At 46.1% G+C, this 12,364-nt stretch carries 10 protein-coding genes; 5 read left to right on the forward strand and 5 right to left on the reverse strand.

Features of this window, described 5'->3' with window-relative positions:
* Positions 1–10: 10 nt before the first annotated feature.
* Entirely contained in the window at positions 11–4,402 is a 4,392-nt protein-coding gene (locus AAX10_RS05035; protein WP_080947055.1) for an NAD-glutamate dehydrogenase, read from the reverse strand.
* 262 nt (positions 4,403–4,664) lie between these two features.
* Between AAX10_RS05035 and xseA the strand changes: the two genes are divergently transcribed.
* Both xseA and nfsB read left to right on the forward strand, forming a co-directional pair.
* Complete coding sequence (gene xseA / locus AAX10_RS05040) at positions 4,665–6,182, forward strand: exodeoxyribonuclease VII large subunit (protein WP_080947056.1); 1,518 nt, start codon at positions 4,665–4,667, stop codon at positions 6,180–6,182.
* An 18-nt stretch (positions 6,183–6,200) separates the two neighbouring features.
* Positions 6,201–6,854: an oxygen-insensitive NAD(P)H nitroreductase gene (gene nfsB, locus AAX10_RS05045; RefSeq protein WP_036362835.1), complete on the forward strand. Its 654-nt coding sequence runs from the start codon at positions 6,201–6,203 to the stop codon at positions 6,852–6,854.
* Between the two features lie 45 nt (positions 6,855–6,899).
* On the opposite strand, the gene AAX10_RS05050 is transcribed toward nfsB, so the two are convergent.
* The gene (locus AAX10_RS05050; protein ID WP_226997741.1) at positions 6,900–8,225 is read right to left on the reverse strand and encodes a S41 family peptidase; all 1,326 of its coding nucleotides are present in this window, start codon (positions 8,223–8,225) and stop codon (positions 6,900–6,902) included.
* A 17-nt stretch (positions 8,226–8,242) separates the two neighbouring features.
* A complete protein-coding gene (gene gpmI, locus AAX10_RS05055) occupies positions 8,243–9,814 on the reverse strand; it encodes a 2,3-bisphosphoglycerate-independent phosphoglycerate mutase (RefSeq protein WP_149038858.1) in 1,572 nt (523 codons plus the stop codon).
* Between the two features lie 323 nt (positions 9,815–10,137).
* Between gpmI and AAX10_RS10295 the strand changes: the two genes are divergently transcribed.
* From AAX10_RS10295 to AAX10_RS05065, 3 genes are read left to right on the forward strand one after another with little or no spacing between them, the layout of a single operon-like run.
* Positions 10,138–10,530, forward strand: a complete 393-nt coding sequence (locus tag AAX10_RS10295; RefSeq protein ID WP_226997742.1) for an AzlC family ABC transporter permease — start codon at positions 10,138–10,140, stop codon at positions 10,528–10,530.
* 41 nt (positions 10,531–10,571) lie between these two features.
* Positions 10,572–10,766 (forward strand): hypothetical protein, encoded by a 195-nt coding sequence (locus AAX10_RS10300; RefSeq protein ID WP_205625727.1) that lies wholly within the window; start codon positions 10,572–10,574, stop codon positions 10,764–10,766.
* 9 nt (positions 10,767–10,775) lie between these two features.
* On the forward strand, positions 10,776–11,105 hold the full coding sequence (locus AAX10_RS05065; RefSeq protein ID WP_046700027.1) for a branched-chain amino acid transporter permease: 330 nt from the start codon (positions 10,776–10,778) through the stop codon (positions 11,103–11,105).
* Here AAX10_RS05065 and AAX10_RS05070 read toward each other — a convergent pair.
* Positions 11,082–11,675, reverse strand: coding sequence for a uracil-DNA glycosylase family protein (locus tag AAX10_RS05070; RefSeq protein WP_046700028.1), 594 nt, complete (start codon positions 11,673–11,675; stop codon positions 11,082–11,084). The two genes, AAX10_RS05065 and AAX10_RS05070, sit on opposite strands and share 24 nt — an antisense overlap.
* 97 nt (positions 11,676–11,772) lie before the next feature.
* Positions 11,773–12,357 (reverse strand): OmpW/AlkL family protein, encoded by a 585-nt coding sequence (locus tag AAX10_RS05075; protein ID WP_046700029.1) that lies wholly within the window; start codon positions 12,355–12,357, stop codon positions 11,773–11,775.
* Positions 12,358–12,364: the final 7 nt, after the last annotated feature.

The following is a 12,364-nucleotide window of genomic DNA, read 5'->3' on the forward strand; positions in this document are numbered from 1 at the left end:
GTTAGGCTGACTACTTAATGGCTGCTATCTGCGCAGGTAGTCTGGCAAATAGTGCAGCAGACGCCGCCGGCACACCTTGACCTTCAAGCTTAGATTGATAAGATTCATCCACGCCATCAGCCACACCTAGATGCTGACCCACTAATGTCGCCACATCAAGGTCGTCATTAGCATTAAGTAGTGAGATAATGACAAATTGAAGGCTGCGACGAATCTGGATCTCGATATCAAGCTGTAGCTCGGCTGAGATTTGATTATCCAGAGCTTCGATCTCATTCCAAAGCATCTGCACCCCAAAGACATCGCGAACCACCGCATAAGCGCGTGTAATATCTGCGATACAACGATCAGTCTTACGATAAATATCGAACACCGTCTCAATGCCAAGTCTATTTACCAAGCCGTTGGTTAGGTAGGTGCTGATGATTTCTCGATGCAGGCGATGTTTTACCATCTCATCAAAATACGGCCCATCCAGTGCATCTGGGAAGTATTTTTTGAGTTCATTTAAGAAATAAGGATCATTCGCTAAGTCGCTATCAAGCATCTCATCATATACCCACATCTTGCCATAGGCCAACAGAATGGCAAACTCTGGATTAGTCAGCCCTTGAGTTAAAGCTTGGCGCTCTTTGATAACTTCATCACTTGGCAGGTATTCGATGGCGCGATCTAGTCGACCTGCATTCTCAAGGAACTGCATGAATTGATGGTGTTCTGGCAGTCGGGTCGTGGCTTCACGAGCGGATAACTCGATCGCTTGTGGCTGTAGGTAGTTCTGGCGAAGCACCAATTGAGCCACTTCATCGGTCATGCTCTCAAGCAGAGTATTACGCTGTTTGATGGTCATCTCATCTTGTTCAACGACCGCGCCCAGCAGAATCTTGATATTCACTTCATGGTCAGAGCAGTTCACACCCGCTGAGTTATCGATGGCATCGGTATAGATGCGACCACCATTTTGAGCGTATTCGATGCGACCCTTTTGGGTGCAGCCTAAGTTACCGCCTTCGCCGACAACCTTGGCGCGCACCTCATTACCATTGACACGAATCGCGTCATTGGCACGATCACCCACATCGCTGTGCTCTTCGTCAGATGACTTAATGTAGGTGCCAATACCACCGTTCCAAATCAGATCTAAAGGCGCCTTTAATAGCTTATTAAGTAGCTCATTCGGGGTTAGGCTATCTTCTGCGATATCAAAAGCAGCCTTCATCTGTGGCGTGATGCTGATGGATTTATCTGTGCGGTTAAACACGCCACCACCTTCACTGATGAGCTTAGTATCATAATCTGCCCACATAGAGCGCGGCATGTTGAATAGGCGCTCACGCTCGGTAAATGAAACCTTGGCGTCTGGATTAGGATCGATAAAGATGTGCAGATGGTTAAAGGCGGCCAGTAGGCGCGTGTTTTTCGACAGCAGCATGCCATTGCCAAATACGTCGCCTGACATATCACCAATACCCACCGCGGTGAACTCATCGCGAGTCTGAATGTCTTTACCCATCAGGCGGAAATGACGCTTTACGCTCTCCCATGCGCCACGAGCAGTGATGCCCATGCCTTTATGGTCATAACCTGCCGAACCACCAGAAGCGAAGGCATCTTGTAGCCAAAAGCCATATTCGGCCGACAGCCCGTTGGCGATGTCAGAAAACGTCGCCGTGCCTTTATCAGCTGCGACCACCAGATAAGGGTCATCCTCGTCATGGCGCACGGTATTGCTTGGCGGTACGACCTTGCCATCGACCAAATTATCTGTCAGATCGAGTAGTCCGCGGATGAACGTCTTATAGCACGCCACACCTTCAGCTTGCCACGTCTCGCGATTGACCGCCTTGCTGCGATCTTTACACACAAAGCCGCCTTTTGACCCGACAGGTACGATGACGGCATTTTTGACCATTTGCGCTTTTACCAATCCTAACACTTCGGTACGATAGTCTTCCATACGATCAGACCATCTTAGACCGCCACGCGCCACTTTACCGCCGCGTAGATGTACGCCCTCGATGCGCGGAGAATATACATAAATCTCAAACATCGGCTTGGGCTTAGGTAGGTGTGGAATTTGACTTGCGGCAAATTTAAAGGAAACTCGGTCTTTGCGATTACCCTCCTCATCTACTTGATAATGACTGGTGCGTAGCAACGCCTGAATCAAATCTAAGAACCAGCGAATGATGCGATCCTCATCAAGACTGCTTACATTGGCCAGCTGAGCATCGATGGCATCTTTGGCGCTTTGAACTGCGCTGTCACGATTATCCACATCGGGTGACATCTTGGCGTGGAACAGCGTCACAATTAGGCTTGCAAGTTGTGGGTTATTCACCAAGGTAGCATTGATATATTCATTAGAAAACGGAGCTCGTGCCTGCACGATGTAGCGCGATAATGCGCGTAACAGCACCACGTCATAGGCATCTAGATTGGTGGTTAGGATTAACTCGTTCAGCTTATCTGATTCAATCTTACCCTGCCAAATCTCGCGCAAACTATCCTCAAACTGGGTGCGCACCGCATTTAGGTCCACAGTAATGCCATCGCGCAGTTTTAGCTGATATTCTTGAATCCAAGCGCCATGCGTGTTATCAAATTTGAACGAATCTGCGTTCAAGACCAGCACGCCAAAATTCTCCAAGATAGGCAAAACATGCGACAGGATAGATGGTTCGCCTTGACCATAAAGTTTCAAAGTTAGCTTGTCCGCACTTTCGCCAACGGGCTGATACAGTCGCCAAGCCATCGGTTCTTGGCTATTGATGGCCAGCAGGCGTTTGGTGTCTGCCACAGCCGTATTGGCATCATAGCGCTCCTTATAGGCAGCAGGCACAGAGTCGCCATAATTACTGATGATGCGATTCGCCTCACTCTCGCCCAGCTCCTCACTTAATGCGCGCGCATACTCGTCAGACCAGTCTTGCATGAGTGCACCAAGCTTGTCCTCTAGCAGCGCGGTATCGACAGGCTTTACCTTACCAGGAATGGTACGCACATGAATGTGTACGCGCGCGTGATGTAGCTCGTTAAATTCTGTTGTGAAGTTGGATGATTCACCGCCAAAGGCTTGGGTCAGTAAGTCTTGAATCTTAATACGAAGCTCGGTGTCGAACTTATGACGCGGGATATATACCAAGCACGACACGAAGCGTTGATAATGGTCAATTCGCGTGAACAGGCGTAGGCGATTCTTATCCTGAAGCTGACTGATCGCACTCACCATCGGGTACAGCTCATCGATACCCGCTTGGAATAAATCATCGCGCGGTAGTGTATTGATGATATGAGCCAGCTTAAGGTAGTTATGGCTGTTCTTAGCAAAGCCTGACAGCTCAAGGATTTGATTGGCTTTCTCACGAAGTAGTGGAATATTACTCACTCGCATCTGATACGCGCGCGATGTCAAAAGACCAACAAATCGATATTCACCGACCAGCTTACCCTGCTCATCGTATTTATGAATACCCAAAAAATCCATATACACAGGACGATGTACAGGTGATTCATGGCGTGATTTTGATAATAAAATCGCACGTGGCAGACTTAGCATTCCCTTTAATTCGCGTGGCAAGCGATGAAAGCTCTTAGACAGCGAATCTTCTGATAAGCCTCTTAGCACGCCCAATCCACTGCCGCCGACTGAGTACAACTCAGCATCCTCGCCAAGTCCATCGAAGCGGTATTCGCGAAAACCCATAAAGATAAAGTTCTCATCACCCACCCACTCCAAGAAGTCTAGTACCTCTTCTTTTGAATTGTATTCGGTAGGTACAGGTACGCCCGCCATCTCTTGGCGGATGCTGTTTAGTTTATCGCGCATCTGCGACCAGTCAGCGACGATGACATCCAATGTATTGATCTTGGCAAGCAGCGCATCATGAATCTCGGCAAGCTTTGCCGCATCTTGACGAGCGATTTGGCAGTGGAATAACGAATATTGCTGTGAAATATTGGCATCACTCTCATCAGCGCCGATCACATCGACGATATCGCCTGAAGTATCGCGAACCACTTTGACGATATTGGTATAAATACGATGCACCGCCACGCCTTTTTTCTCAAGGCTCATGAGCATGGTATCAGTCAAGAATGGACGGTCAAACGCCGCCATCTGAATCACGCTTTTTTTATTTGAAAAATAATGCTCATCACTCACAGGATTGATGACTGCCAGTCTTGGGCTTTGACCGTTATGATTTTTTAATAGGCTAAAATGATGCAACGCCATGCCCGCAAGATCAGCATCGCTAATGCTCTTAGCGACATCGTGATGCAGATATTGATAATAAATGTGGATAAACTTCGTCAGCAATGCCTCACTCTCACTACTCTTAGCGGTGGCTATTCGAGCAATGGCATCAATGCGTGATTGGTCAATCGTTAGGTTGTTCATATATTTTCCATGATTGTTTGAATGATAATTTTAAAAACTAAAACGCTACACCACAACAAAAGTACGGTCGTACGCTTTATAAATTACATTAACGCCCATTGAAAAGCAAATGGGAAATTATTGTTTTAATATTAATAAATATGATAAATATGGCTTTTTTATGCATTTGTACTAATAAATAATCGCACCCAAAATCCCATGATGTCAGTTTTATTCGTGGATAGACTGTGATATAGTGATGATTTTAATTATTCTAATAATCATGAATCAACAAGCCAAACGTATTGCAGACTTGGTGGAAAATCTATACGAACCCACTCAAGACGTTGATAAATTACACGCCAAAATTGCTGCTGAGCTCAGCGATTTACAGACTCAAAACGACACTCAAGCACAGCTACAAGGAGTTCATCTGGCGCTGAGTGATTATCTAGAAGCCGTTAAGATGGTGATCAGTGATACTTTTGATCACGAGGTATGGATTCGCGCCGAGATACGCTCGATGTCATCCAAAGGCGGGCATCATTATTTTGAATTGGCAGAAGAGAATGACGATAGGCAAATCATCGCCAGCTGTCGAGCGACTCTGTGGCGTTATCGGGCATCAAGCGTACTGTCCAAATTCCACCAAAGCACGGGGCACGCTCTGGAAGCAGGCGCAAGCGTCCTGATTAAGGCATCAGCCAGCTTCCATGCACAGTACGGCTTTAGCATCAACATCAGCGACATTGATCCAAATTATACCTTGGGCGAATTGGCAGCAGCTTATAACGCCATGCTAAAACACCTACACGATGAAGGTCTAACCCAATTAAACAAAGCCTTGTCCGCCCCCTTCGACATTCGCCATGTGGTCGTTATCGCGCCAGAGAATGCCGCAGGCTTGGGGGACTTTCGCGCAGAGGCGGATAGATTGGCGGCAGCGGGCGCTTGTCAGTTTCATTATCATCATGCGACTTTTCAGGGCAATCGTGCACCCAACGAGATTCGCATTGCCATCACGCACGGCATGCGTCAGTTTATCGACACTCATCAGCATCTGCCAGACCTGCTTGTGGTCATCCGCGGTGGTGGCGCAGTGGGTGATTTGGCATATCTAAATGATTATGAGCTGGCAGCACTCATCGCTGAACAACCTGTACCCGTCTGGGTGGGCATCGGTCATGAGCGTGATAAAGTGCTTATTGATGAAGTGGCGCATACGCGATTTGACACACCATCCAAGGTCATTGGTGCGATTGAACGTCAGCTCATGAGCATCACCCAAGATGCCAAAATCGCCATGCAGAAGATCCAAACATTAAGCCAAAGACAGCTCATGCACGCCAAAAATAATAGCGCCAATTCAATGCAAAGCATCCAATCATCCGCCACGAAGCTGGTATTCCTTGCCAAAAAAGACAGCCATCATGAGATGAATCGCACCAAACTCATCACCAATCATCGCCTGGACAAACAAAAAACCCGAACCAATACACTTTATCAAGCCGTACAAGTAAATGCTACCAAGCAGATCAATCACGCTAAGACTCATACCAGCGCCCTGCTTGACAGCCATCGCAATATCGAGGATAAACTAAACCACCTAAAAAACCATTGTCGCCACCTACAAAGCCTAATCATGATTCAGCACCCCGCCAGAACTCTAAATAAAGGCTACGCACTCATTCATCAAGAAGGTCGCATTGTGTCATCTTCTACCAAGATAGACACCAATCAAGACCTGCAAGTTGAATTTCATGATGGCAAGATTTCCGCCACACCGCATTCATTCAAATAACACAATAAGGCAACACTCATGAGCAACCTCTCCATCACACAATCACGCTACACTTGTAAAGCTTACGATCCGACCAAGCAAATCGACGATGCCACTTTGGATCACATCCTACAAGCGTTACGCCTTGCGCCATCTTCCATCAATATTCAGCCTTGGCAATTCTTAGTGGCCGCCAATGATGATACCAAAGCCATCACCGCAAGCAGCATGACTGGCTCAGATGCACATAATGCACCAAAAGTATTGAACGCCTCGCACACCATCATCCTATGTACTCGCACACAGCTTAATGATGATCATCTAGACAAGGTGTTAGATGCAGAATCACGTGCAGGCAGATTTAGAACGCCAGACAGCAAAACCGCACGCCAAAACTTATGCCAGAACTACCTTAGCGAATACGCCAAAACACCTGCCAAGCTATCACAATGGGCTGAACAGCAGATCTTCATCGCGCTTGGACATCTGCTGCTCGTTGCTGAATTGGCAGGCGTTCAAGCGACGCCGATTGGCGGATTTGATCAAAACCTTTTAAATGATGCTTTGAATTTAAATAGCCAAAATCTAAACGCTTCTGTGGTCGTTACCTTAGGTTATGCCAGTGATGATGATTTTAATAAGGCTCTGCCAAAGGCTCGTCTTGATTTTGATGAAGTTATTCGATTTATTTAAATCCAAAAAAACGCGCCAATGATCGGCGCGTTTTCTATTAAACCCTTAAAATCCACCAACAGGCGCAAACTCAACCCCTGTGGTAAGCTTACCCTCTTGCATGATGGTCAAAGCGCGCTCCAGCCACTCATCAATCAACTCATCTTGATGATCGACCTGAGGGAATGTAACATCGGGCTTAACACCGATTTTATCAATCTTCTCACCCGTGGCGGTTATGTAATGTGCTGTGGTTAGTTTTACCGCCTGATTATCGCCAATTGGAATAATAGACTGCACCGAACCTTTGCCATAACTGGCTTCACCCAATATCAGTGCACGACCTTGAGTCTGTAATCCACTAGCCAATACTTCGGCGGCAGAGGCAGAATATCGATTTTGCAGGATGAGTAGCGGAATCTCATCAAGTAGCGGGGAACCTGATGTATGCATGACACGCTCAATGCCATGACGCCCTTCGACCTGAGTGACGATCTCATTACGCATAAAAAGCGAAGCCACATCTACCGCCGAATCCAGCACACCGCCCGGATTATTACGCACATCGATGATCATCCCTTGTACGGGTATCCCTGCTGATGAGACACCATTTAAGATCTGCTCGCGTGTGTTGGTTTGAAATACAGGCAGCTTAACGATCACGATGCCGTCACGCACCAGAATCTCAATGTTTGACTGCGTGCTGTGGGTACGCTCAAGGGTTTTGGTTAGTTTTGACCGACCTGCTTTGGAGAATGTGACGTCCACTTTAGTATTAAGAATGCCACTTAAAAGCTGCGCAACATCGTTTTGGGTTTGGCTGCCTGTCAGACGGACATCACCGATCTGATACAGATAATCACCAATAGCAATGCCTGCTTTGGTCGCGCTAGATTCAGCCTCAACCTTAGTAACCACCCAGCGCCCTGCATCCTCCTGCCATACCGCTGTGATACCAACATCGCCAACATTACCCGTGGTGAATGACTGAAGATTATTAAACGCTTTAGCATCCAGAAACTCAGCATGACTATCCACCTTGGTCAGCATGCCGTTGATGGCATGATAAAAAAGCTCATCATCATTCTTATAGTCAGGATATTCACGGCGCACTAAATCCACCACCGACACGAAAGTCTTTAATGTATTTGGTGAGATGGCATTTAATGGTACACGCCCCTGATGTAGCCCGTCGATACCATGCAGAACATTTGGCTGACTGTCTAGCACACCCAAATCAATCTCAGAGACATCACCCCCCTGATCTTCATCAGCCTGTGAATTAGGCTCAGATGGCACAGGCGCAGAATCAGAAAACTCATCCTGCGCAACCGATGACAACGGCACAGCCATCATCATAAAGAGCAACGTTAATATTGGCAGCTTTTTCATGAGATCCTCGCGAATGCTCAGCCTTCGATTAATAGGCTCTCGCCTGTCATTTCACTAGGCTTTGGCATGCCCATCAAATGCAGGATCGTCGGTGACACGTCGCACAGTTTACCATCTTCACGTACACTAACTTTCTTATCGCCCACATAAATGAACGGAACAAGCTCGGTCGTATGCTGTGTGTGCACTTGCCCACTTTCATAGTCTTGCATCTGCTCGCAGTTGCCATGATCGGCGGTAACCAGCAAATGCCCACCCATCTTTTGTACACTATCAGCGATCACACCAATACACTCATCGACCGCCTCAACAGCTTTCACAGCTGCCTCGAATACGCCTGTATGCCCCACCATGTCGCCATTGGCGTAGTTAATGATGAGTACGTCAAATTCACCTGACTCAATGGCTGCTTTTAATTTATCAGTAACCTCATAAGCACTCATTTGAGGCTTTAGATCATAGGTCTTCACTTCAGGGCTGTTCACCAAGATGCGCTTTTCACCGTCATATAGCTCTTCACGTCCGCCACTAAAGAAGAACGTTACGTGAGCGTATTTTTCAGTTTCAGCGATGCGAAGCTGAGTTTTACCATTATTTTGTAGGTATTCGCCCAAAGTATTAGCCAGACTGGTTGGATAATAGGCGATGGTGGTTTTTGAGTTGTTTTCTAATTCATCTGAATATTTGGTCAGCATGACATAGGCGGACAGCTCTGGCGCCACTTTACGCTCAAAACCATCAAAGTCATTATTAACGAAGGCCTGGCTGATTTCACGAGCACGGTCTGCACGGAAATTCATGAAAATCACCGCATCATTATCACAGATAATGCCGTTATCATCGATGATGGTCGCCTGAATGAATTCGTCAGTCTCGTCCACTACATAAGCTTGTTTTACCGCATCGATGGCTGTGCCCGCTTCACGTACAGCATTGGCTTGGGTCAGAAGTTCGTAAGCGGCTTGAACACGATCCCAGCGCTTATCACGATCCATCGCGAAGAATCGACCGATCATGCTGGCAATCTTCGCCTCGCCATCGTATTGGCCGCTGATGTCCGCCAAGAACGCTTCAAAATCTGCCACATAAGCCTCGGCTGACTTCGGTGGCGTGTCACGTCCATCCATGAATCCATGCACAAATACTTGTAGTGCACCCTGCTCTAATGCCATGCGTACAGCCGCCTTCATGTGATCGATGTGCGCATGGACGCCACCATCTGACAACAGACCCAGAATATGAACCGCACCTTCTGCCTCATTGGCAGCTTTGACAGCACCGACTAAAGCTTCATTCTTAAAAAAATCACCTGTATTAATATCATTCATGATACGAGTTGAATCTTGGAACAAGATACGCCCTGCACCTAAGTTCATGTGACCCACTTCAGAGTTACCAAACTGACCATCGGGCAGACCCACATCCATGCCAGAGCCAGAGATCAGACCGTTAGGGCAAGTCGCGGTTAGCTTATCCAAGTTGGGCGTATTCGCCGCCAGAACTGCATTATCTCGTGGGTCGGTGCGATGTCCCACGCCATCTAGAATCATCAATACATGCGGGATTTTTTTATTGGTCGCATCGGTCATGAACATACTCCAAAATTCAATGTAAATTTCATGATATTGTAGCATAAATCAATATAAAAAAGACGTTAATTTACCAACATCGGTAACTGCAATCATGAAAGTTAATCATGCCAAATATGATCGCCAACTTGCATAAATAGTGCTCTTGACTAAGGATTTAATTTGTATTTTTATGGGCCTTTGGTTGCAGTTGAATGGTTTTAACTTATAATAGCGGTTTGCCATTTTTGGTTATTCATAACTTTTAGCTTGTAGCCGATGCAACACCTAAAACCCACCATAAAATCCGCCTTTATTCAGAGCCTGCTTTTTTATCGGGCTTTTTGTTTTTGGGAATGGCATATGGCGTCTATATGCGTTCACTTGGCTTTGGGGCGATTTACCCCATTGCGATGGCGTTTTTTATTTTTGCAGGCTCGGTTGAGTTTGTCATGGCAAGCGTGTTATTGGCAGCATTTAACCCCTTATCTGTTCTGCTGCTGATCGGCATGATTAGCGCTCGGCAAATTTTTTATGGCATTTCGATGCTGCATAAGTTTAAGGGTATTGCAGGCTTTAAAAAGTTCTATCCTGTGTCAGCCATGACCGATGAATCTTTTGCCATCAACTACTCAGCCAATATTGAAGATGGTATCGATAAAACGTGCTTTATGGTATTTATCACGATTTTTTTACACATTTATTGGGTGAGTGGTGCGGCACTTGGGCACTACTGAGTGATGTTTTACCTTTTGATTTGAAGGACTCAGAATTTGCCATGACGGCTTTATTTTTGGTGATTTTTGTGGAGCAATGGCTCAAAGAGGACAGCCACATCAGCTCAATCATCGGGCTTGGTATTAGCATCGTTTCTTTGGTAATTTTTGGCAAGGACAACTTCTTGATTCCTGCGATGGCTGGGATTTTGATCTTGCTTGGCGCTTTCCGTACGCGCTTGCGTGCCTACCATTGAGGATGATTCATGAGTATTGAACAACAAATAATCAGTATCCTTATCGCCATCATCGCCGTACAGATCTGTCGCTGGCTTGCCTTTATCGCCTTCCCAGAAAACAAACCCATCCCCAAATTCGTACAATATCTAGGCAAGGCGCTACCCTCTGCTGTATTTGGGCTTTTGGTCGTGTACTGCTATAAGAACGTCGATCTGCTCACGCCACATCATGGCGCACCAGAATTCATCGCAGGGATCGTGGTAGTCGTACTTCACATTTGGCGACGCAAAGTGTTTTTATTCATCGGTGCTGGCACCTGTCTATATATGTTTTTAATCCAAAAAATCTTCATCTAAATCAAAGATTTCATCAAATACGGCATGATAATATCCCGCTTTTTTATCCAATGCCAAAGGATAGGCACGCGAAGATGACGGCAGTCTGCGCAATGTCACTATTTTATCATTGATGGGTAATTGCACTGACTCGCCAATTTTTGGCGGATTTAAACCATGAGCTGACAGCAGAATTTCGGTCGCCTTTTCTCCCGTGGTGATAATATGTGCGCATTTTGGCATCTGAGCAAGTAGTTTGGAGACATCAGAGGGCTCGATGATGGTTAAAAACTTATCCGATGCATTGTCCTGCTCGCGTACCACCGCTTTGGCGGCATCAAAAATGGCAATGCCTTGCTCCCTCAAAAAATTCTCAATCTTATCCTGATAAAAACACTTATTCAACACATCAATAAAGCATTCTTTATCGCCAAAAAACACCAATCCCATGATGCGCCACATGTCATTATTAAAATTCGGATAATAAAAATCCATTTTCCAACGCAACTTTGGCGGCGGAAAACTACCAAGCATTAATACCTTGGCATTCTTTGGTAAAAATGGCAACAAGGGATGTTTTTCAATATTCATGGAAATCGCGACCGTCAAGATAGATTTTTAGCTGTTAATTTAAAGCAAGCATTAAAAGAGCCGACAACATGGTCGGCTTTTTTATTCCAATCAAAGATTAGAATGATTTAACGAATGATACGCCATAAACCCATGGGCTTAGGTCTAGTTCGCCTTTATTTGCACCATCAATTTTAACGTCAGTTTTAAGATCAATGTAGCGCGCGTCTAGACGAACTGCGTCACGGTCAGTTAGTTTGAAGTCAACGCCAACGTGGCCAGCTGCACCCCAGTTGTCTTTTAGTTCAAGATCTGAAACAGCTAGGCGCTCTTTGAAGAAAGTAGTGTAGTTTACACCAGCACCGATGAATGGTACAACTTTACCACCGTTGTCGAAGTGGTATTGTAGAGATAGAGTTGGTGGAAGTAGTTTAACTGAACCAACTTTCTCGCCCTTAGACTCGATGTCATGCTTGAATGGGTGTGCTGCTAGCAGTTCGATACCAACATTTTTAACTGGGAAGTATTCGAAAGTAACGCTTGGACGAACATCTTCATCAACAGATAGTTCTAGACCTGGGTTGCTCTTAGGATCAACATAAGCAGCGCCCGCGCCGATGGTCCAAGTGCCTGCAGGTGCGGCAACAGCAGCGGTAGTTGCAGTAGCAGCTACTAGCGCAAGTGCAATATTTTTTAGTTTCATGGCTATT

This window comes from Moraxella bovoculi, from assembly GCF_000988745.2.
GTDB lineage: Bacteria > Pseudomonadota > Gammaproteobacteria > Pseudomonadales > Moraxellaceae > Moraxella > Moraxella bovoculi.